This window comes from Pedobacter psychrodurus, from assembly GCF_032678585.1.
GTDB lineage: Bacteria > Bacteroidota > Bacteroidia > Sphingobacteriales > Sphingobacteriaceae > Pedobacter > Pedobacter psychrodurus_A.
This window is the reverse complement of the sequence record NZ_JAVTSN010000023.1, coordinates 90,422-111,556: the sequence shown is the minus strand read 5'-3', so window position 1 is coordinate 111,556 and position 21,135 is coordinate 90,422. Positions and strand designations below refer to the sequence as shown.

At 37.7% G+C, this 21,135-nt stretch carries 20 protein-coding genes; 12 read left to right on the top strand and 8 right to left on the bottom strand.

Going from position 1 to position 21,135, the window contains the following annotated elements; translation table 11 throughout:
• Positions 1-40 precede the first annotated feature (40 nt).
• Both R2S57_RS16215 and R2S57_RS16210 read left to right on the top strand, forming a co-directional pair.
• Entirely contained in the window at positions 41-544 is a 504-nt protein-coding gene (locus tag R2S57_RS16215; protein WP_316846003.1) for a transcriptional repressor, read from the top strand.
• A 31-nt stretch (positions 545-575) separates the two neighbouring features.
• Positions 576-1,856 carry an adenylosuccinate synthase gene (locus R2S57_RS16210; protein ID WP_187591286.1) on the top strand — a complete coding sequence of 427 codons (1,281 nt, stop codon included), beginning with the start codon at positions 576-578 and terminating at the stop codon, positions 1,854-1,856.
• Between the two features lie 247 nt (positions 1,857-2,103).
• Here R2S57_RS16210 and R2S57_RS16205 read toward each other — a convergent pair whose 3' ends face one another.
• On the bottom strand, positions 2,104-2,421 hold the full coding sequence (locus R2S57_RS16205) for a hypothetical protein (protein ID WP_316846002.1): 318 nt from the start codon (positions 2,419-2,421) through the stop codon (positions 2,104-2,106).
• Positions 2,422-2,601: 180 nt separating this feature from the next.
• On the opposite strand from R2S57_RS16205, the gene R2S57_RS16200 reads away from it, so the two are divergent.
• Positions 2,602-3,858: an anthranilate synthase component I family protein gene (locus R2S57_RS16200; RefSeq protein ID WP_316846001.1), complete on the top strand. Its 1,257-nt coding sequence runs from the start codon at positions 2,602-2,604 to the stop codon at positions 3,856-3,858.
• Positions 3,859-4,059: 201 nt separating this feature from the next.
• Here R2S57_RS16200 and R2S57_RS16195 read toward each other — a convergent pair whose 3' ends face one another.
• The 4 genes from R2S57_RS16195 to R2S57_RS16180 all read right to left on the bottom strand — a co-directional run bounded on the left by R2S57_RS16195 (position 4,060) and on the right by R2S57_RS16180 (position 6,978).
• Positions 4,060-4,866: a M48 family metallopeptidase gene (locus R2S57_RS16195; protein WP_316846000.1), complete on the bottom strand. Its 807-nt coding sequence runs from the start codon at positions 4,864-4,866 to the stop codon at positions 4,060-4,062.
• 97 nt (positions 4,867-4,963) lie between these two features.
• Complete coding sequence (gene plsY / locus R2S57_RS16190) at positions 4,964-5,611, bottom strand: glycerol-3-phosphate 1-O-acyltransferase PlsY (protein WP_029279402.1); 648 nt, start codon at positions 5,609-5,611, stop codon at positions 4,964-4,966.
• Between the two features lie 49 nt (positions 5,612-5,660).
• Positions 5,661-6,503, bottom strand: a complete 843-nt coding sequence (gene nadC / locus R2S57_RS16185) for a carboxylating nicotinate-nucleotide diphosphorylase (protein WP_316845999.1) — start codon at positions 6,501-6,503, stop codon at positions 5,661-5,663.
• A 109-nt stretch (positions 6,504-6,612) separates the two neighbouring features.
• Positions 6,613-6,978, bottom strand: a complete 366-nt coding sequence (locus R2S57_RS16180) for a DUF4783 domain-containing protein (RefSeq protein WP_316845998.1) — start codon at positions 6,976-6,978, stop codon at positions 6,613-6,615.
• A 205-nt stretch (positions 6,979-7,183) separates the two neighbouring features.
• On the opposite strand from R2S57_RS16180, the gene gpmI reads away from it, so the two are divergent.
• Together gpmI and R2S57_RS16170 are read left to right on the top strand one after the other, a co-directional pair.
• Complete coding sequence (gene gpmI, locus R2S57_RS16175) at positions 7,184-8,707, top strand: 2,3-bisphosphoglycerate-independent phosphoglycerate mutase (RefSeq protein ID WP_316845997.1); 1,524 nt, start codon at positions 7,184-7,186, stop codon at positions 8,705-8,707.
• A complete protein-coding gene (locus tag R2S57_RS16170) occupies positions 8,707-9,237 on the top strand; it encodes a hypothetical protein (RefSeq protein WP_316845996.1) in 531 nt (176 codons plus the stop codon). Before gpmI ends, R2S57_RS16170 begins: the two co-directional genes overlap by 1 nt.
• 49 nt (positions 9,238-9,286) lie before the next feature.
• Here the strand turns inward: R2S57_RS16170 and R2S57_RS16165 are convergent, their stop codons facing one another.
• The gene (locus R2S57_RS16165; protein ID WP_316845995.1) at positions 9,287-9,907 is read right to left on the bottom strand and encodes a tetratricopeptide repeat protein; all 621 of its coding nucleotides are present in this window, start codon (positions 9,905-9,907) and stop codon (positions 9,287-9,289) included.
• Positions 9,908-10,223: 316 nt separating this feature from the next.
• On the opposite strand from R2S57_RS16165, the gene lon reads away from it, so the two are divergent.
• Both lon and R2S57_RS16155 read left to right on the top strand, forming a co-directional pair.
• Entirely contained in the window at positions 10,224-12,695 is a 2,472-nt protein-coding gene (lon, locus tag R2S57_RS16160; RefSeq protein ID WP_316845994.1) for an endopeptidase La, read from the top strand.
• Between the two features lie 83 nt (positions 12,696-12,778).
• Positions 12,779-13,729 carry a lipid A deacylase LpxR family protein gene (locus R2S57_RS16155; RefSeq protein ID WP_316845993.1) on the top strand — a complete coding sequence of 317 codons (951 nt, stop codon included), beginning with the start codon at positions 12,779-12,781 and terminating at the stop codon, positions 13,727-13,729.
• 89 nt (positions 13,730-13,818) lie between these two features.
• On the opposite strand, the gene arfB is transcribed toward R2S57_RS16155, so the two are convergent.
• Positions 13,819-14,226: an alternative ribosome rescue aminoacyl-tRNA hydrolase ArfB gene (arfB, locus tag R2S57_RS16150; protein WP_316845992.1), complete on the bottom strand. Its 408-nt coding sequence runs from the start codon at positions 14,224-14,226 to the stop codon at positions 13,819-13,821.
• Positions 14,227-14,264: 38 nt separating this feature from the next.
• Positions 14,265-14,789, bottom strand: coding sequence for a ferritin (locus R2S57_RS16145; RefSeq protein WP_316845991.1), 525 nt, complete (start codon positions 14,787-14,789; stop codon positions 14,265-14,267).
• Between the two features lie 129 nt (positions 14,790-14,918).
• Between R2S57_RS16145 and cmk the strand changes: the two genes are divergently transcribed.
• The 5 genes from cmk (at position 14,919) to R2S57_RS16120 (ending at position 20,887) form a co-directional block, all read left to right on the top strand.
• The gene (cmk, locus tag R2S57_RS16140) at positions 14,919-15,599 is read left to right on the top strand and encodes a (d)CMP kinase (protein WP_316845990.1); all 681 of its coding nucleotides are present in this window, start codon (positions 14,919-14,921) and stop codon (positions 15,597-15,599) included.
• Positions 15,600-16,225: 626 nt separating this feature from the next.
• Positions 16,226-17,056 (top strand): DUF1080 domain-containing protein, encoded by an 831-nt coding sequence (locus tag R2S57_RS16135; RefSeq protein WP_316845989.1) that lies wholly within the window; start codon positions 16,226-16,228, stop codon positions 17,054-17,056.
• Positions 17,057-17,116: 60 nt separating this feature from the next.
• Entirely contained in the window at positions 17,117-18,619 is a 1,503-nt protein-coding gene (locus R2S57_RS16130; RefSeq protein WP_316845988.1) for a TPM domain-containing protein, read from the top strand.
• Positions 18,620-18,634: 15 nt separating this feature from the next.
• A complete protein-coding gene (locus tag R2S57_RS16125) occupies positions 18,635-19,708 on the top strand; it encodes a hypothetical protein (RefSeq protein WP_316845987.1) in 1,074 nt (357 codons plus the stop codon).
• Positions 19,709-19,897: 189 nt separating this feature from the next.
• Positions 19,898-20,887, top strand: coding sequence for an SH3 domain-containing protein (locus R2S57_RS16120; protein WP_316845986.1), 990 nt, complete (start codon positions 19,898-19,900; stop codon positions 20,885-20,887).
• Positions 20,888-21,135 lie beyond the last annotated feature (248 nt).

Below are 21,135 nucleotides of genomic sequence, written 5' to 3'. Positions count from 1 at the left end.
TCAAAACAATTTACCTACCTTTGAATGGAGTTTAAAAACTATGTCTGAACAAAAAACAAATGAGCTCGTTCGCAAGATTTTTGAGGCTTATTTAGAAAACAAAAATCTACGTAAAACACCAGAGCGTTTCGCTATATTGGAAGAAATATATTCAAGAAACGACCACTTTGATGTAGAAACCCTTTATATCCATATGAAAAACCAAAAGTACCGCGTAAGTCGTGCTACGGTTTATAATACTTTGGAGTTATTGGTTTCATGCGATTTAGTTACCAAACACCAGTTTGGTAAAAACATGGCACAATTCGAAAAATCTTACGGTTACCGCCAGCACGATCACGTGATCTGTATTGAATGTGGTAAAGTAGTAGAATTTTGCGATCCCCGAATCCACCAGATCCAAACCATGGTTGGTGATCTTTTAAAATTTGATGTGAAACACCATTCGCTAAATCTTTATGGCTTCTGCTCCGATTGCAGTATGGCCAGAAAAGTAAGCGAAAGTGCAGAAACAGCCGAAAAAATCGAAGAAATTAAATCATAATACAAATAAAACCAGCTTAATTTATTAAATAATGACGCAAGTAGATGTACTTCTCGGCCTGCAATGGGGCGACGAAGGAAAGGGAAAAATCGTTGATGTACTAAGTCCAAAATATGATCTTATTGCCCGTTTTCAGGGTGGCCCAAATGCCGGACATACTTTAGAGTTCGATGGCAAAAAATTCGTTTTAAATACAATCCCTTCAGGAATTTTTAACGAAAAAACCATGAATCTTATTGGTAATGGCGTAGTAATCGACCCTATAATCCTAAAAAGAGAGTTAGATAATTTAAAAAAAGCTGGACATGATCCTGTTGCCGATGGCAAATTGGTAATTGCCCGTAAAGCACACTTGATTTTACCCACCCACCAGTTATTGGATGCTGCAAATGAAGCACGTATGGGTAAAAATAAAATTGGATCAACCTTAAAAGGTATCGGTCCAACTTATATGGACAAAACCGGACGTAATGGTTTACGTGTTGGCGATACTACCCTACCTGATTTCAAAGAGCGTTATGCTAAATTGGTAGAAAAACACACTGAAATTCTTTCTCATTACGAAGGTTTCGAATATGAACTGGCAGAAAAAGAAGCTTCATTCTTCGAGGCGATCGAATTCTTAAAAACCATTCCGCACGTAGATAGCGAGCACTATGTTAATGGTTTCTTAAAAGAAGGAAAAGCCGTTTTAGCTGAAGGTGCACAAGGAACTTTATTGGATGTAGATTTCGGTTCGTACCCTTTTGTAACTTCAAGTAACACTACAACTGCTGGTGCTTGTACTGGTTTAGGTATTGCGCCTAATAAAGTTGGTGCTGTTTATGGCATCTTTAAAGCATATTGCACACGTGTTGGTGGCGGTCCTTTCCCTACTGAATTGGATAACGAAGTTGGCGAAAATTTACGCGCTTTAGGTCACGAATTTGGTGCAACAACAGGTCGTGCCCGCCGTTGTGGCTGGATTGATCTTCCTGCATTAAAATATGCCATCATGTTAAACGGTGTTACCGAGTTAATTATGATGAAAGCGGATGTTTTAGATACTTTCGATACTATTTATGCTTGTACACATTACGAATATAATGGTGAAACGATCGATTACATGCCTTATGACATTATTTCTATCGAACCAAAACCAGTGTTAAAAGCAATTGATGGCTGGGCTACTGATGTAACTAAAATTACTTCAGTTGATCAAATTCCAGCTAAATTGAATGATTACATCGCGTTCTTAGAAAAAGAGTTAGAAGTGCCAATTAAATTCCTTTCGGTAGGACCAGATAGAGCACAAACTTTAGAATTACGTTAAAGTACGACTTTCGTCATCTCGACTGCAGCGCAGTCCCGAATTTTCGGAAGATAGATCTATATGAATCGCCTATAAAGATTTCTCCACTACGGTCGAAATGACGGAGATAGATAATAAAGAAAAGCAATCCATAACGGGTTGCTTTTTTCATTTCAGCCTTGTCAACTTTAATGACAGAAGCGAGCGAAAGTTGACAACGCTTATCAATTGATAGCAAATTAACTTAACAACCTGCTTAACATCATCTTCAATCTTCTACCCAGAGTAAATCAGAGAAAACATATTTAGCTTTTTTGGGGATGATATAATTCTCAGGTATCGAAACCACCAGCTCTTTTACAACTTTATTTTTAATACTATCTTTTGCAAGATAAACGCCTTTAAAAAATGGAAGGGTTTTCTCCCGGCCGCAATCAGCAAAAACATAAAGCGTGTCTCCTGTTGATTCCTGTTTACATACATATAGGTTTGCAAATTTTTTGTTCGATTCGCACTTTTCCATATTTGGAAAGTAGTACAGGATATCTACTATTGCACAGGAATCTTTCGCATTAGTCGTTTCCATTTTCACTTTAGCGATTTGAAGTTCGTCAAGATAAATTTTTCTTTGTTTAAGCATCGAACAACTGAATATGAGTATAGCTAGGAGGAAGAGGAATAGATACTTTACTTTCATGAGTTTATAAAATCCAAGGTAAAATTAATTTCTTACAATTACCATCTCAATTTCTACCTTTGCCGCAACTTGAAAAACCAACAAAATATATCCCATTTTAAACAAAAAGCATTGCACTGGGCAAACCAGTTCGAAGTATGTTGTTTTTTAGATTCAAACGATTACAAAGATGCCTATTCGGCCTACGATTTTATTATCGCTGCGGGTGCAGACGCTGAATTAAAATGTTCGGCAGGCAACTCCTTTGACCAGTTAAAAAGCTTTTATATTACACATAAACAATGGGTTTTTGGATTCTTTAGCTACGATTTAAAAAACGAAACTGAAGATCTCTATTCCAGTCATCCTGATCATTTGGGCTTCCCTGATTTATACTTTTTCGTTCCGAAATATTTGATCGCATTTAAAAATGGTAAAGCTGAGGTCTTAATTGGCGATCACTCCATTTTAACGGATATCGATTCGTTTCAGTTTAAGCCAAAAAACCAATCGAAAGCGATAAAAATCACACAAAGATTATCAAAAGACCAGTACATCAATAAAGTAGATGCATTACGAGATCATATCATCAGGGGGGATATTTACGAGGTTAATTTTTGTCAGGAGTTTTTTGCCAAACATGCCGAAATAAACCCAGTCCAAACTTTTGAAGCGTTAAACGAAGTATCCCCTACTCCATTTGCGGGTTATTTTAAGGTTTACGATCAATATATTTTGTCTGCTACACCTGAAAGATTTTTGTGCAAACGAGGATCAAAACTTACCTCACAACCCATTAAAGGAACTGCTAAAAGAAGTTTGGATCCAGTGGAAGATGAGGCTATAAAATTGCAGCTCAGGAACGACATTAAAGAACAGGCAGAAAATGTAATGATCGTTGATTTGGTACGTCATGACCTTACCAAATCGGCTGCTAAGGGTTCTGTTACCGTTAATGAATTATTTGGCATTTACAGCTTTCCGCAGGTTCATCAGATGATCTCTACCATTAGCTGCGAATTAAATCCGAAGGTTCATTTTATTGATGCCATTAAAAACGCCTTCCCAATGGGTTCCATGACAGGTGCGCCAAAGGTTAAAGCCATGAAATTGATTGAAGAATATGAAGTAACCAAACGTGGCATTTATTCGGGCTCAGTCGGATGCATCAGTCCGGATGGGGATTTCGATTTTAATGTGGTTATCCGAAGCATATTATATAACGCTGAGGCTAAATATTTATCTTTTCAGGTTGGTGGGGCTATTACTTATCAAAGCAGTGCCGTTTCAGAATACGATGAATGTTTATTGAAAGCCAGTGCTATTTTGAAGGTATTGGGGGGTTAGTTTATTGGTTAAATTTTTCATTCATAGTATGTCATCCTGAACGCAGTGAAGAATCTTTTTATCTCTTACTGTAACGTTTTACACTTTCGAATTTCAGATTCTTCTTAAACTCAGAATGACAAATTTTCGGAAAACAAAAAAGGCGGAAAATTTCTGCATGATGCAAAAACCTTCCGCCTTTCTATCTTCCGGCTTCTAACCTTACTTTTTATAATACTGTTGTGCTTCGGGTAAATATTTTTGAATCTGTGCAATACGCGTGGCATCACTTGGGTGGGTGCTTAAAAACTCTGCCGGTTTTTGTGCACCTGCAGAAGACGCCGACATCCTATTCCAGAAAGCAGTAGCGCTTTGTGGATTGTATCCGGCCATGGCCATAAAAATCAGACCTAAACGATCGGCTTCTAACTCCTGGTTACGGCTAAATTTTAGCATGGCAACCGGAGTACCTACACCGTATAGGGTATTGAAAATAGATTGCGTTTTCGGGTTTTTAGATAAAGCTACACCTGCTGCTGCACCAACACCCTGTGCAACCATCTCCTGCGACATACGCTCTGCCGAGTGACCAGCAATGGCATGTGCAATCTCGTGGCCCATTACGGTAGCTAAACCTGCATCATCCTGCGTTACAGGTAAAATCCCGGTATAGACCACAATTTTCCCACCTGGCATACACCAGGCATTTTTTTCGTTATTCTGAACCACGTTAACTTCCCATTGGTAGTCTGCAATCAGGTTACCATAGTTATTGCTATTCATATACGATTTTACAGCTGTAATTAGCCTGCTGCCGATAGTTTTCACCTTTAATGCCTGCGCATTAGAAGCGGGTAAAACTGTCGATTTATTTTCTGTTAAGAAAGTACTATAAGCCTGGAACGCCATTGGCAGCACCTGATCGTTACTCACTAAATCAAATCGACTACGGCCTGTTAACGGAACGGTAGAACATGAGTTAAATAATAAAATCCCAGCGACACTCGCTGTTAAAAATAACTTTTTCATAAATGCGATTTAAAATGATTAGTAAATACTGATAAGCAAAACCGAAGATTAAACAGTAAGCCTATAAATAAGTTTTAATGAAATGTGTTTTGTTCAATTAATTCGTTTTCTTCCTAAACAAATACACTTTAGATTCTTTGCCCTTCAGCAACCTTTCGAGGTTTTTTTGATGCGTAACGAGGATTAAGATACAAACCACCATGCCATAAAGCACTTCAGATTTGATCGAAACCTGAAACAAAAACACCACACTGAGCGGAAAAGTAAATCCTGCGCAGATGGAGCTTAGCGAAACATATTTAGTTAATAACAATACCACCACAAAAACCAGAACACAAAGCATAGATGCTTCGAAGTTAACTGCCAAAATCATTCCAAAAAGCGTAGCAACCCCCTTACCCCCTCTAAAACCAGCAAATACAGGAAATAAATGCCCCATTACTGCGGTTACGCCAAGCGCAAGCTGATAATTAACAAAAACGACTGAGTTTTGTGGCCCGGTTACCGACATGCCGATTAAATAAGCCAGATTGGTTGCGGTATAACCTTTCGCAATATCGATGATCATTACGGCAATTCCGGCTTTTTTGCCCAATACCCTAAAAGTATTGGTAGCGCCAGCATTACCACTTCCGTATTCTCTTACATCAACCCCATAAAAGGCCTGACCAAGCCATACAGCTGTTGGTATAGATCCAAAAAGGTAAGCAATTAATAGCGCGCTGAGAGAATAAACCGTAACCATAGCCTACAATGATACAAAAAATAAGCTTTTAATTTTATAGCAAATCACTTTAGTATGCTTTTAAACTCATATCCAGGCTTTTCACAGAGTGTGTAAGCGCGCCCATCGAAATAAAATCTACACCACAGGCCGCATATTCGGCAACATTTTCTTCGGTAATGCCACCTGAAGCCTCTGTAATAAATCTGCCATCGATTAATGCAACAGCAGCCCTTAAGTTTTCAAAACTGAAGTTATCAAGCATAATACGATCAACACCACCAATAGCCAAAACCTGCGATAATTCATCCAGATTCCTAACTTCAATTTCAATCTGAAGACTTTTATTTTGATCAACGAGGTACTTTTGAGCAGCTGTAATGGCATTCGAAATCCCACCGGCATAATCTACATGGTTATCTTTAATCAAGATCATATCATATAAACCTATGCGGTGATTTACGCCACCACCAATCCTTACTGCCCATTTTTCTAAATAACGAAGACCAGGCGTAGTTTTACGGGTATCTAAAATCTTGGTTTTAGTTGTTTTCAATAACGAAATAATTCGATGGGTTTTAGTAGCAATACCACTCATGCGTTGCATACAGTTTAGAACCAATCGCTCTGCGATTAAAATAGCGTGTGTGCTTCCTGCAACAGTTAATGCGATATCTCCTACTTTAACTGCTGCACCATCCTGCAATAATACTTCAACTTTCAGATTGGCATCAACTTCCTTAAAAATCTCAAGAGCCAGTTCAATCCCCGCCAAAATACCATCTTCTTTGATAATCAGCTTGGCTTTTCCCTGTGTTCCAGAAGGAATGGTTGAAAGTGAGGTATGATCGCCGTCACCAACATCTTCGGTAAGGGCATTTTTTATAAATTGTTGTATAAGTTGAATATCCAAAATGTAGATTTTATGCCGCAAAAATAAGAAATATTTGTTAGCAGACAATTTACTAATGGGTATAAAGATACGCTGAATAGCGGATTTTAAGAATTAATCAGCTACGCGGTTAATCTTTTGCAGGTTCGATTCTCAATTCCGTAATCGAAAAGCTTGTATTGAACTTCTTCATGGTAATGGAAACCCTGAAAGTTTCTTTCGCAGTGTTTAAGATTACTACACCAAAGCGGTAGTTTGGATTGGTATTAATTTTATGAAAAATACTTGTTTTTACCGGAGGATGTTTGATGAAAAAATCTCTCAAAATCTGTTCACCTTGTGCTTTTGAGTATACATCTTCCTCATCAATTATGATCAGTTCGATGGTTGAAGCAAAATTTTTGGCTATTTCTTTTGAATTGCCAGCCTTAAAATACGAGGATAAATCATCAATAATATCAGCCTGGAGGGCTGTAGAACTATATAATGATGACAAACTAATAATGAATAAAAATAAGCTCCGGATCATTTCTGTATTTTATACAGAACCCTATAGCTAAAATTATGCCATTAGCATATCAAAAAAAGGATTTCTTAATTTGTATAAGCTTCAATAAAGCTATATTTGCCATATAAACAAAACACTAAAACATGTTATACATGAAAATGTTTTAATATGGATCATAAATTTTTCAATAAAAATGGTAAACGATAAAAAACTCGCACTTATAATTCTAGATGGTTGGGGCTACGGAAAACAAGATAATTCCGATGCTGCTTATGCTGCCAATACTCCTTTTTTCGATTCGCTATTAAAAAACTATCCTAATTCTAAACTGGAAGCCTCTGGTGAAGCAGTAGGATTACCAGCCGGACAAATGGGCAACTCTGAAGTTGGACACATGAATTTAGGTGCTGGGCGTGTGGTTTACCAGGAACTTGGAAGAATCAACAAATCCATTACAGACAGAGAATTACACAGCAATCCTATTTTGGTAAGCGCATTCGATTATGCCAAACAAAACAACAAAGCGGTTCACTTTATAGGTTTGGTTTCGAACGGTGGCGTGCATGCGCACATCGAGCATTTAAAAGCCTTATGTGATGCCGCAAATGAGGCACAGGTACCGAACACTTATGTTCATGCTTTTTTAGATGGCCGTGATACTGACCCTAACTCTGGATTGGGTTTTATTACCGACCTTGAAAATCACATTCAAAATACCAATGCCAAATTGGCTACAATGGTTGGCCGTTATTATGCAATGGACCGCGATAACCGTTGGGAGCGTGTTAAACAGGCTTACGATGTAATGGTTAATGGTGTTGGCGAAAAAACTCAGGATGCTTTGGCAGCCATTAAAAAATCGTATGCAGATGGCATAACTGATGAATTTCTAAAACCAATTGTTTTAACAAAAGATAATGGCGCTCCGGTAGCGACCATTCAAAACGACGATGTGGTGATCTGTTTCAATTTCCGTACCGATAGAGGTCGTGAGATTACAACGGCTTTAACACAAAAGGATTTCCCGGAACAACAAATGCATAAACTGCCATTGTATTATGTTACGATGACAACTTATGATGAAAGTTTTGAAAAGGTAAATGTAATTTTCACTAAAGATGATTTAGTACAAACCATTGGTGAAGTACTGGCGAATAATAATAAAAACCAGATCCGCATTGCCGAAACTGAAAAATATCCACACGTAACTTTCTTTTTCTCAGGTGGAAGGGAAGCTGAATTTAAAAATGAAAAACGACTTTTAGTTCCTTCGCCTAAAGTAGCAACCTACGATCTTCAACCAGAAATGAGTGCAGCAGGAATTACAGATGCCATTACCAAAGAAATGGAAACGGGTTGGGCCGATTTTATCTGCCTAAACTTTGCCAATCCGGATATGGTTGGCCATACAGGTGTTTTTGAAGCAGTGATCAAGGCAGTAGAAACGGCTGATAAATGTGCAGAAACGGTTGTAAATACAGGTTTGGCGAACGGTTATTCATTTATTCTTTTGGCCGATCATGGCAATTCGGAGTTTATGGTTAACGGAGATGGGTCTGCCAATACCGCACACACCACCAACCTGGTTCCTTGTATTTTAATCGATAAGGATTATAAAACCATTGCTGATGGAAAATTAGGCGACATTGCTCCTACTGTTTTAAAAATATTAGGTGTTGCCATTCCAGAAGAAATGACAGGAAACGTTTTAGTATAATGGTTAAAAAACTGTATCTTCTGGTATTTGCTTTGGCCTTGTTTTCCTGTAATCAGCGAAAAGAAGCCGAAGCAAATACTGATTTATTATATTTTGATTTAAAAGGATATTTCGAAAAGGAAATTACCCGTTTGCAAAAACTAAATCCAGATGTAAACAAAACGGTTAGCATAAATGGTGCGGCAGAAAATAAAACAGCCAAAATAGCCGACTGGACAAAAGAGTTGGCCATCTTTGTCAATGCCGACATTAATAAAACATCGTGGAAAGGGAGTTTTAAAATAAAAGAACAAAACGGAGTAGATAGTTATACTTCTGATAATAAAAAAATCCCTATCAAAAAGGTTTCTATTACCTGGAAAGGGCAGAAAGCAGGTAAAATAGAGATCATTATCGATAACAAAAATATCTTATACCGATCGCTGGATACCTTAACCTATTATCCCGACAGCTTATATTCGATCAAAAATCAACAGAAAATCAGGTTGTTAAATGAGAAGAAATATTCAATTGTTGGAAAATTGAAATAAAAAAAGGGGACTCGAAGTTATTCATTCCCCTTTTCTTTATGACTAAATTTTATTTTAAGGTTGCTATCTGGGCTTTATCGTAAGTTACCCAGTCAATAATATCTTTTCTTAAGGGCTGTAGGGTCAATACTTTCTGAAAATCAGCTATTGAGTTATTGAAAGATGCCACACAAGCTGCTTTTTCTTCTTTTTTCTTTGCTTTAAAAGATTTGAAAATTGCATAATCTTTATACGCTAAACCACGGTTCTGGAACATCTGGGCATCTTCATCACCATTAATTTCGATTGCTTTTGTAAAATCTTTGAGAGATGCCAAATAAAAATTCTCGCGCATGGTATTTAACGACTCTTTCGGATCATTTGCAATTTTTAACCTGGCTATGCCGCGGTAATAATAAGCCGTAACTTCAGTAGGTTTAATCGTTAATAAACGGCTATAGGTGGCAATACATTTCTCGTATTCACGGTTTTGAAAATAAGAATAACCAAGCATTTGCAGCACATTTGCATTATCAGGTGTTTTGGCATCAGCTTTTTCTAATTGAGCGGCGGCAGTTTTATAATCACCTTTCATCATGGCCTGCATGCTTCTTTCGTAACTGCTTTGGGCAAAACTACCGGTAGATGAAAAAATAATGAGTCCTAAAATAGCCTTTTTAAAATAGTTCATGTATGAGTAATAAGTTTAACGAATCTAACGCCTAACAAAATTTATAGGAGAAATTTTTTGCAATATAATCCTATTCTGATAATTTAAAAGTTTTTAATTTTCTTTCATTTAAACCAAACGTCCTAAACATTAGCTTAAACGTTAAAATATGCTTTATATGATACTGGCTGAAATATTTATGTTACTCTGCCTTTTTAACATAAGATTAATGCTATTTTCACTTTGGCACAAGAGTTGAATTTATTAACTTAATAACAAAATTAAACAAAGTGGATACGATTAAACTGCCAGTTTGTCGTTAGCGGAAAATGTGATAATGAGTAAACAAGATATATTTGATTTCCATACAGCAATGCCAATCATAAACGAGGATACCGAATTTTTCCCTCTAATGTCTCAACAGGACGAAGAGGAAATGAACAATGAGGAAACGCCCGAAACGTTGGCCATATTGCCTTTGCGAAACACAGTTTTATTTCCAGGTGTAGTGATTCCCATTACCGTTGGAAGAGATAAATCGATTAAATTAATTAAAGAAGCGTACAAAGGAAATAAAATTATTGGAGTAGTTTCTCAAAAAGATGTTTCGATAGAAGATCCTACTTTTGAGCAGCTTAACACCGTTGGTACTGTTGCAAACATCATTAAGCTCTTGCAAATGCCCGATGGAAATACCACGGTAATCATCCAGGGCAAGCAACGTTTCAGCTTGATTGAAGAGGTACAGAACGAACCTTACATCAAAGCTGTTGTTAAGAAATTTGAGGAGCAGAAACACAAGGCAGATAAAGAGTTCAAAACCTTGATTGCCTCTATCCGCGAAATGTCTTCGCAGATTATACAGCTTTCTCCAAACATCCCGAGCGAAGCCAGTATTGCGCTTAAAAACATCGAGAGCAATTCATTTTTGATCAATTTCATTTCATCAAACATGAATGCCGAAATGGCCGATAAGCAAAAAATACTCGAAATGGGTAAATTGCAGGAAAGGGCACAAAAAGTAATGGAGCTTTTAATGGTCGAGTTACAAATGCTCGAGCTGAGAAATCAGATCCAATCGAAAGTACGTACCGATTTAGACAAGCAACAACGCGATTATTTCTTAAATCAACAGCTAAAAACCATTCAGGAAGAATTGGGGGGTAACTCGGCCGATTTAGAATTTGATGCCCTACAGGAAAGAGCTAAAAAGAAAAAATGGACTCAGGCAGTTGCAGATCACTTTGATAAAGAAATAGATAAGCTTGGTAGAATGAACCCTGCCGCGCCTGATTATTCGGTACAGTTAAATTATTTAGAGTTACTTTTAGATTTACCCTGGAGTGAATTTACCAAAGATAACTTCGACCTAAAAAGAGCACAGCGCATCTTAGATAAAGACCATTTTGGTTTAGAGAAAGTAAAACAGCGTATTATTGAGTACCTGGCTGTACTCAAACTAAAACGCAATATGAAAGCGCCAATTTTATGTTTAGTTGGCCCTCCGGGAGTTGGTAAAACATCTTTAGGCAAATCAATTGCAAAAGCATTGGGCCGTAAATATGTACGTATGGCTTTAGGCGGTATCCGCGATGAAGCAGAAATCCGTGGTCACCGTAAAACTTATATTGGTGCGATGCCTGGCCGCATCATTTCATCCATTAAAAAAGCTGGTGCAGATAATCCTGTTTTTGTTTTAGATGAGATTGATAAAGTAGGTACCGACCACCGTGGTGATCCATCATCAGCTTTGCTGGAGGTTTTAGACCCTGAGCAAAATAATGCGTTTTACGATCATTATGTGGAAGTGGATTACGATTTATCAAATATCCTGTTCATTGCAACAGCAAACTCTTTAAGCACCATACAGCCTGCTTTGTTAGATCGTATGGAAATAATTGAGGTTAACGGATATACCATTGAAGAAAAAATAGAGATCGCTAAAAAATACCTGTTACCAAAACAGAAAGAAAATCATGGAATCCAAACCAAGGATATCAGTCTTAAAACTGCCCTGATTGAGAAAGTGATCGAAGATTATACCAGAGAATCGGGCGTTCGTGGTTTAGAGAAAAAAATAGGTTCTTTGGTGCGTGGTGTGGCCACAAAAATCGCCATGGAAGAAACCTATGATGCAAACTTAAGCAGTGATGATGTCGAGCGTATTTTAGGCGCTCCGATTTACGATAAGGATTTGTACGAAGGAAATGAAGTGGCTGGTGTAGTAACAGGTTTAGCCTGGACAAGCGTTGGGGGCGACATTCTTTTCATCGAATCAAGCTTAAGCCCTGGAAAAGGAAAATTAACATTAACCGGTAACCTGGGTGATGTAATGAAAGAATCGGCAGTAATTGCCTTGGCTTATTTACGTGCCCATGCAGCCGAATTCGACATTGATTATTCGCTATTCGACAATTGGGATGTACATGTTCACGTGCCGGCAGGTGCTACGCCAAAAGATGGTCCATCGGCTGGAGTAACCATGCTTACCGCATTAACATCCGCATTTACACAACGCAAGGTGAAACAACATTTAGCCATGACAGGCGAGATCACACTACGCGGAAAAGTACTTCCGGTTGGTGGCATCAAAGAGAAAATACTTGCGGCCAAAAGAGCAAACATTAAAGAAATTATCCTTTGCAAAAGCAACCGTAAAGATATTTTAGAAATAAAAGAAAATTACATTAAAGACTTAACATTCCATTATGTAACCGAAATGAGCGAAGTAATTGAGCTGGCCTTAACTAAGAATAAGGTTAAAAAACCATTGGATTTAAGCATTAAAATTGCTCCGATTGTGAACTAAATTGTAATTCTTTTGGATTAACAATTAAAAATCCAATAACAATAAATACTTTTATAGCCCAGGTAATTGCCTGGGCTTTTTTTATGAAATCACTTTTATCCGCCATAGTTTTTTGTTTGGTTGCTTCAGCCAGTTTCGCACAGTCATTTAAAAACGAGTTTGGTTTTAAAACCGAAAACGATGCTTATCTGGCAACTTTAAACGACCGTTATTATACCAATGGATTGTTTATCTACTTTCGCCATGCCATTAATACCGAAAAACTGTCGGACAAAATAGAAAAAAAGACCTACGAAATTTCTGCCGGGCAGAAAATGTACACCCCTTACTGGGGCATGGTTCCTAACAAAGAAGATCAGGACAGGCCTTTTGCGGGTTATCTTTATGCTGGTGGTGCTTATTCTGTTTTCTATAAAAATGAAAGTGTTTTAAAAACCAGTGTAGAATTGGGAACCGTTGGACCAAATTCGCTCGCACAAACCGCACAGCGTTTTTTACATAAAACGGTTGGTTTTTATACGCCTGCAGGCTGGGATTACCAGATCAAAAATGAATTGGCCATAAACCTTGCTGCAAATTACAGTAAATTACTTTTCAGACCCGAAGACCCAATTGTCGATATCAGTGCACAGGGATATGCCAATTTAGGTACAACATTTTCCGGACTGGGAACATCAGTCTTGTTCAGAATTGGAAAAGTAAATCAATTGTTCAATAGTGCGTACCATAATGCGGTGATCGGGAATGCTAAAACCAAAAGCCTAAACAATTCGGAATTCTTCTTTTATATAAAACCACAATTAAACTTTGTTGCCTACGATGCCACCATTCAGGGAAGTTTATTTAACGACAATAGTCCGCTAACATTTGGCGTAAAACCAATTGTTTTTGAACAACAATTTGGTATAAATTACAGTTCAAAACGGTTCACAGCAGATTTTAACGTGATTTTCAAAACCAAAGAGGTTAAAAGTGTGGCCAAAGCACAGAATTATGGGGGATTGAGTTTGTATTATCGGTTTGGGAAGAGTTAGGTTAAATGTTCAAAGGTTGGAAAGTTGAAAAACTCGCCATTAACTGTGTAAATGTGGTGTCAGATATTTCTATCTGACACATTGTATTTTCAAAAATCACTTACTTTCCGATTTCTTTTCTTTTCAGCAGTGGAGGCTTTATTTTTTAACCTCTTTTCGATAACTCCTTTAGGAATCTTGGTTGGCTTTCTTTTCTTCTGTACAATAAGCGAACGCCTTAATAAATCGATCAGTTTCGCAATGGTTTTCTCTTTGTTTAAAAGCTGGCTCCTATCTTCTTGTGAAACGATGTGTAACAGGCCTTCAGTATCCAGGCGATTAGCCAATTTTTCTTTTAGTAATGTTTTCTCCTCATCACTAAAATATGCATAAGCATCAACATTAAAAATAAGTTCTACCTTACTCGAAACCTTATTTACGTTCTGCCCACCTTTGCCCCCACTTCTGGAGGTTTTGAAAATAACAGACCGTAAAATTTCTTCTCTTGTGGGTAACATGCCGCAAAAGTAAGAATTTGGAGCTTAATAAAAATAGGTTATTCTTCTTCTTTTGACGCGCTCACCTTGCTACGCAAACCCACGATATCTTTATCCAACTGGTAAATACCTCCCCTATCACTGCCAACCAATTGAAGTTTCTCTAACATGGTTTTCGCCATTTTTTCTTCTTCCAACTGCTCATCTAAATACCATTGCAAGAATTTGAAAGTAAGGTAATCTTTTTCGTTCAGCGAAAGTTCTACCAGATCGTTAATACTTTTGGACACCAATAACTCATTATCCAAAAAATCCTGAAATACTTCTATTACCTGTGAGAAAGAATTTTTCGGCATATCTAATGCCGTGATTATCGCATGTCCATCGCGGTCGTTAATATAATGGATCAACTTAAGCATATGGTGACGTTCTTCGTCGCTCTGGCGGTAGAAAAATTCTGTATAACCTTCTAAACCAGGCTGCGTTTCTAACCATGAGGCAATGCCCAGATAAACTTGTGATGATTCGGCTTCCAGTTTAACCTGATTATTCAGCGCCGACAACATTCTTTCAGATAGTAACATAATGGTGTATTATTTTTATAATTAAACACATCCATCAAATCAATGTTTTAGCATAAACTTGTTTAGAATCTATCTTTATACCTTTAAAAAATTCAGCATTTTGTTTCTATTTTTTACCTTTGCACCACGATGAAGAAAAACCTGGTAATAGCAATAGATGGCTACTCATCTTGCGGGAAAAGTACATTAGCAAAGGCATTGGCTAAAAAATTAGGTTTCATTTATGTAGATAGCGGAGCGATGTACCGTGCCGTTACCCTGTATTTTTTAAGAAATAACATCAATATTGCTGATGATGCCAAAGTTGTTGATGCTTTACAACACATCGAATTAAATTTCCATTCACGCGATTACGAATCACACATTACCCTAAACGGTGAAGAAGTTTCTGATGAAATCCGTTTAATGCCTGTTTCAGAAAATGTAAGTGAGGTATCAGCGCATAAAATTGTTCGCCACGAAATGGTGAAACAGCAGCAGCGCATGGGAAAATCAAAAAACATTGTTATGGATGGGCGCGATATCGGCACCACCGTTTTCCCTGATGCACCTGTAAAATTCTTTATGACAGCCGATCCAAAAATCAGGGCCGAACGCAGATTTAAGGAACTGGAAAGCAAAGGCAATAACGAAACTACTTTAGAGGAAGTTTTCGAAAACCTAGCACACCGCGATTATGCCGATACCACCAGAAAAGAAAGTCCTTTGGTTAGAGCTGACGACGCCGTTATTCTAGACAATACCGATCTTACCCAGGAAGAACAACTGGCATTTGCATTGGAAAGAGTAGAGCCTTTTTTGGTTCGTTAGCCTCTTAGTTGGTTAGAGTGGTTAATCGGTTAATTGTTGAAATTGGTTAACTGTAGAACGACCAACTGAAAACTGGTTATTGTTTAAATCGATTAAAAACTCCCAGCAAGGAGCCACCAGCCCTTCGACTCCGCTACCATTAATGTTATTTGGTAATTACTTACTAATGAGAGTCTTATTACTTGTGCATTTCCAGCCAACTAGGCCATAGCACCATATCTTCGTTCTACTTAAATCCGGCCTAACAAATTTTTCGGGCTCCACTGAACCAGCCATTCCACTTGCTTCGAAAGAAAAATTTTCAGCCGGCATTTTTTGTTTCTTTTTGATGCCAAAAAGAAAGAGCCATTCGGCGGCGGCGAGCCGAGGCAAGACGGAGCAGCAGGGAAAAAAATAATTTATACGTTAATCATATTGATTTTTATAAAATAAATTACCCATTAGGGTTACATATAGAGAGAAATAAACTGATTGTTTAATTGGCTACCAGACAATCAACCATAAACTATCCAACTATAGACTAAAGACTTCCGACTCCTGACTTCCGACTCCGAACTAACTGTACTACTACTGTTTTCTTAGAGAAAAAAATTTCATACTTTTAGCACCTAACCCAAATGTTAACCATGAAATTAAAATCAATTTACCTTACTGTATTATTTTTATCGCTCGTAATCTTAAATGCCAATGCCCAAAAAGGCTGGATTAATCTTTTTAACGGCAAAGATCTTAAAGATTGGAATATCAAAATCGCCAAACATGATTACAAAGAAAATTATGCCAATACTTTCCGTGTTGAAAACGGTGTAATGAAAGTAAGTTATGATGGATACAAAGAATTTGACCAGCAATACGGACATATTTTCTACAAAAAACCTTTTTCGGCCTATCTTTTAAAAGTAACCTACCGTTTTGTTGGCGATCAGGCTAAAGGTGGTGAGGGCTGGGCTACAAGAAACAGTGGTGCCATGTTGCATTGCCAGGATCCTGCTACGATGTTAAAAGACCAGGATTTTCCAATTTCAATTGAAGGACAGATTCTTGGCGGGGATGGCGAACACGAACGCCACACCAGTAACGTATGTACACCGGGTACATTAATCAATTACAATGGTAAATTATTTACGCCGCACTGCTTAGATTCTAAATCGAAAACTTATGCTGGCGACCAATGGGTAACGGCAGAATTTTTAGTATTGGGCGATTCGGTTATAAAACACATTATTGCTGGCGAAGTGGTACTAGAATATACCAAACCGCAAATTGGTGGTGGTAATGTTTCTAATTTCGATCCAAAAGTGAAAATAGATGGCAAAGCTTTAACCTCAGGTTATATTTCATTGCAGAGCGAAAGTCACCCGATAGAATTTAAAACCGTAAAGCTTTACGATTTAGAAGCCTACATGAAAGATAAAGCTAAACTGGATAAAGTTTTGGCTAAAATATTAAAAGAGTAAACCAAAGTGCTACTCGATTGTTAAATGATGAGGTAAAAAACCTACAGCTAAATTTATACGATGCTCAACACTCATTTATTTAAATCTTTTACCTTATTTTTCTTCCTTTTAACTGCAAATGTTGCTTTTGGACAAACGGCATACAAGGTTAAAGACATTCCAGACCCTAAAAAAAATGGTGGCGGTTATGTAAGTGATCCTGATCTGATATTAGGTGATGGTGCGGTTTCAACTTTAAATGGCACCATCACCCAATTTGAGCACCAAACCAATGTTCAGGTGGCAGTGGTAATCGTGAATGATTTTGATCACGACAAGGAAGATTTTGATTTTGCGTACGCGCTTTTTAACACCTGGGGAATTGGATCCAAAACCAGCAATAACGGTTTGCTTCTGTTTATTTCAAAAGACCGTCGAAAATACCGCTTTATAACGGGAACTGGGATTGAAGGTGTATTGCCGGATGTTAAGCTTAAACATATTGCCGAACAAAATCTCCTCCCCGCTTTCAGGCAAAACGATTTTAGCACGGGTATTACCAATACCATTAACGCAATTGGTGTTATTATTTTAAATCCTGAACACAAATCAGAACTGAATCAATTTTTTACGCAACGCGAAAGCAACAGCAGTTTAGAAAATTTTTGGCTACCTACAGGAATAATCATATTGGCCTTTTGGGGGGTGTTCAAAATCGTGAACCGACAGGCTAAAAATGGTTTAAATTTAAAAGCCTTTGACAAGAAGAGCAGTTATGATACGACCATAGCGAAAGGCTGTGGTGTGATTTTCTTTCTTATCATAGCCTGTATCTTTGTTCTTGTTTTTACAGGGGCTTTTGATATTTTCAGAAACATCAAGCTGGCGCAAGTGCCTTATATTCTTTTTTCTATTTTAGCCATAGGACTTTTCTTCAGGTATCTTTTCTACATTTCACAATTGCGGAAAGCACACCAGGATGATAAAAACTTTTTCGATTCGGTTGTGGCCTTCCACAAGAAAAACTGGTGGTTAGTGCTCTTTTCTCCGATCATTTTAATCGCCATTATAATCCATTTGATCAAGCGTGTTAAAACCATAGATCGCTTTAAACCAATTCTGGATAGTAAAAACAACCCAATGATCAGAGTAGATCGTGATATCAATATCGAAGGTGAGCCTTTTTTAACACCAGGCCAACGTAAGGAGGAAGTGGTTAAGGCTTACGATTACGATATCTGGGAAAGTGCTGATGATAAAGAACATATCATCAAAACGTGGCCTGCAGAGGAATACAATGGCTATACGGAATGCCCTGAATGTAATTTTAGAACCTACAAGCTGAATAAACGCGTAACGGTTAAACAGGCCACTTATAGTCACGCTGGCCAGGCAAAGCTGATTAATGAATGTAGTTTTTGTAAAAAAACAGAATTTATAAAATGGATCACGCTTGCCATGCTGGTCGAATCCAGCTCGTCATCGAGTTCTTCTTCATCGGGCAGCAGTTCATCATCCTCTTCATCGAGCAGTAGCTGGGGCGGTGGCAGCAGCAGTGGCGGTGGTACCGGCGGAAGCTGGTAGATTAATCTAAATTACATGACCAAAAAAAATATTTTGACTGTACTTGCCATATTATTCCTTCTGCTCGTAGTCTACCTGTTTAAATTTACAGCCATCAATATCGCATGGAGCAACATCTTATTTCCCCGTGAACTTAAACAATACCCCTATTTAAATAACGGTGCACAATCTGAACATTTTGAAGCCGAATATCTTTTCTATGATCCTGCAAATATAGATTACGATACCGAAACAGGTGGCTTTATCATCACCACTGCACATGTAAACCAGGCATTTGAAGTATACCATAAACTCGATGCCCGTGGAAATGTAATCGATTCATTGGTTAACGATACCAGCGCCATACACACTTTTCATAACGACGCTGTTGTTTTTGGTGCAGACTATTTTATCGATTGGTCTATCTCTAATAATAAGCAAAAGCAAGTTTTTACTGTGTTCCAAAATCAGGATTTTAAAATGGATGGGAAATCCTGGGAAGAGAATTTTGAAAAGAATTACAAAAATGCACAGGCAGTTACCTATAAGGCTTCAAAAGATTGGGATTATTTAACTTTTTATTTCAAAACTGCTCAGGGATGGATGGCTATGAACAGCCAAAAGAATGACGAACGGATTTATCAGGACATGGCTTCGGAAAATGATTTGGATTTTAAAGGTTATCCGGTTAAAGGAAATAGGTTTATCCCATTAAAAAGTAGCATAACAGGAAAATATCCGTTATTGAGCTATAAAAATCGCAATCAGGTTGAGGGCCGTCCTTACAACTGGACAGATCCGAAGAACCCGGTTGTTTTAAAATATTTCAAAAAAGAAAACCTACAAGGTAGGGCAGGATATACCGGATTGCCACAAACCTGGGGCGGGGATGCCTATTTAACGCTAAAACATAAAACAGAGGTCATCCGATTTAAGGAAATTGCCCTCAAAGATGTAGGCTTTTTTACCAAAGCCGAAATCAATCTGGATCTATACAAAGTACCACAAGCTTTTGAAGATAAATCGGATGTTGCTTTTATTATCCTTTCCTACGGAACAAATGTTGGCGATCGCGGTGGAAACGGGCTTTATGTAATTAAAAGAAAATAATCCTGTCCCACTGTTGTAAGGCCTGATTTTTTGTTAGGATAAACTTTGTTGGAAAATCTTTTAGATCTTTCTAGAGCCATTCGTAAAAGAATTTCTATTTTTGGCATAATAATGGCTCGCTAGGCATCTTAAAAACAGATGCTTTTTTACGCAATTAACGCTCTGTTAAAGCATCTATAAAAAAACAACATGACCAGAATTTTATTCCTATTTTTTGCCCTCTTTATATTTTCATCTACTGTTAATGCACAAGATATATACCGTGTTAAAGCCGATAAATTGCGTGTTAGGGCAACTAAGGATTCGAAAAGTAAGGTCATCGGATCGATTTCTAAGAATGAAAATCTGACGGTTTTAGATGCAGGTGATGCTAAATTTTATAAGATTAAATTAAAAAACAGCGAAGGCTGGGTGAGTAAAGATTTCGTTGAAAAAATTGCTCCGGCAGCAAAACCAGCTACTCCACCTGCACCTCAGCCAAATGCTGCGCAGCCAGCCTCTATGTCGCAGGCAACAGCGAGTAACGACATGTACCGTGCAACTGCAGATGATTTAAGGGTTAGGGAAAAAGCCGATCCGAAAAGTAAAATCGTTGGGCACCTCCCAAAAGGTGAAAATGTTGCCGTTATCGATTCATCAAATACAAGTTTCTATAAAATCAAGGTCACTAATGGTGAAGGATGGGTGAGCAAAGAATTTTTAGTGCGGATTTCACCTGTTAAAGCTGCTGTTGAAAAGACACCAATTTCGGCATCTGTACCCCAGGAAAAGAAAGATTATACCAATATTATCTTTTTTGTGGTGGTGGGTTTAATATTGATTACGATATTATACTTTTCGATTAAATATGCCAGTGGAAATAAATTCCTGATCGGCTTTTCGGTTATTGTAATCCTCGTAACGAGCTATTTTTGCTACATTACTTTTATTCAAGCTAAAGTGGTAACAGGCACTTTTGCCAGCAACGAAGACATACAATACAAAACTTTCAGCTTTAAATCGAAAGATTCGGTAACTGTTACCGATGCTTATACTGATTCTATTTTTACTTCAAAATATGTAATTGAAGGCGACATGATCAAATTGTATGATCAACAGAACACCATTATGTTATTGATCAGAGATGATCAAACATTAATTGGAGAAGGTTTTACGAGGGGAACATTTACGAAAAAATAACCGCTCACATCACACGAAACGTTCCTACGGAACGAAAAAAATATACCCATTTTTTTCTACCTATGAATCGTCCCGCTGGGACGAGCAGAAGGATGCCCCAATGTTATCGGTAGGTCTGGATTTATTTCGAAATCTTTTTTAAAAAGCATGAGATTGTCCTTCGACAGGCTCAGGATGATAATGTTTTTTTATTTTTAACTAAATAAGCCGTCCCAGCGGGACGAGTAGGGCGATACCTCGATTTTATC

What these genes read in the sequence shown, in the direction of transcription:
- cmk (WP_316845990.1), top strand. Translation starts at nt 14,919, where the DNA reads ATGAAGAAAAACCTGGTAATAGCAATAGATGGCTACTCATCTTGCGGG.
- R2S57_RS16165 (WP_316845995.1), bottom strand. Translation starts at nt 9,907, where the DNA reads ATGAACTATTTTAAAAAGGCTATTTTAGGACTCATTATTTTTTCATCT.
- R2S57_RS16215 (WP_316846003.1), top strand. Translation starts at nt 41, where the DNA reads ATGTCTGAACAAAAAACAAATGAGCTCGTTCGCAAGATTTTTGAGGCT.
- R2S57_RS16155 (WP_316845993.1), top strand. Translation starts at nt 12,779, where the DNA reads ATGAAATCACTTTTATCCGCCATAGTTTTTTGTTTGGTTGCTTCAGCC.
- R2S57_RS16210 (WP_187591286.1), top strand. Translation starts at nt 576, where the DNA reads ATGACGCAAGTAGATGTACTTCTCGGCCTGCAATGGGGCGACGAAGGA.
- gpmI (WP_316845997.1), top strand. Translation starts at nt 7,184, where the DNA reads ATGGTAAACGATAAAAAACTCGCACTTATAATTCTAGATGGTTGGGGC.
- R2S57_RS16170 (WP_316845996.1), top strand. Translation starts at nt 8,707, where the DNA reads ATGGTTAAAAAACTGTATCTTCTGGTATTTGCTTTGGCCTTGTTTTCC.
- R2S57_RS16125 (WP_316845987.1), top strand. Translation starts at nt 18,635, where the DNA reads ATGACCAAAAAAAATATTTTGACTGTACTTGCCATATTATTCCTTCTG.
- arfB (WP_316845992.1), bottom strand. Translation starts at nt 14,226, where the DNA reads ATGTTACCCACAAGAGAAGAAATTTTACGGTCTGTTATTTTCAAAACC.
- R2S57_RS16120 (WP_316845986.1), top strand. Translation starts at nt 19,898, where the DNA reads ATGACCAGAATTTTATTCCTATTTTTTGCCCTCTTTATATTTTCATCT.
- R2S57_RS16205 (WP_316846002.1), bottom strand. Translation starts at nt 2,421, where the DNA reads ATGGAAACGACTAATGCGAAAGATTCCTGTGCAATAGTAGATATCCTG.
- plsY (WP_029279402.1), bottom strand. Translation starts at nt 5,611, where the DNA reads ATGGTTACGGTTTATTCTCTCAGCGCGCTATTAATTGCTTACCTTTTT.
- R2S57_RS16195 (WP_316846000.1), bottom strand. Translation starts at nt 4,866, where the DNA reads ATGAAAAAGTTATTTTTAACAGCGAGTGTCGCTGGGATTTTATTATTT.
- R2S57_RS16145 (WP_316845991.1), bottom strand. Translation starts at nt 14,789, where the DNA reads ATGTTACTATCTGAAAGAATGTTGTCGGCGCTGAATAATCAGGTTAAA.
- R2S57_RS16130 (WP_316845988.1), top strand. Translation starts at nt 17,117, where the DNA reads ATGCTCAACACTCATTTATTTAAATCTTTTACCTTATTTTTCTTCCTT.
- R2S57_RS16135 (WP_316845989.1), top strand. Translation starts at nt 16,226, where the DNA reads ATGAAATTAAAATCAATTTACCTTACTGTATTATTTTTATCGCTCGTA.
- lon (WP_316845994.1), top strand. Translation starts at nt 10,224, where the DNA reads ATGAGTAAACAAGATATATTTGATTTCCATACAGCAATGCCAATCATA.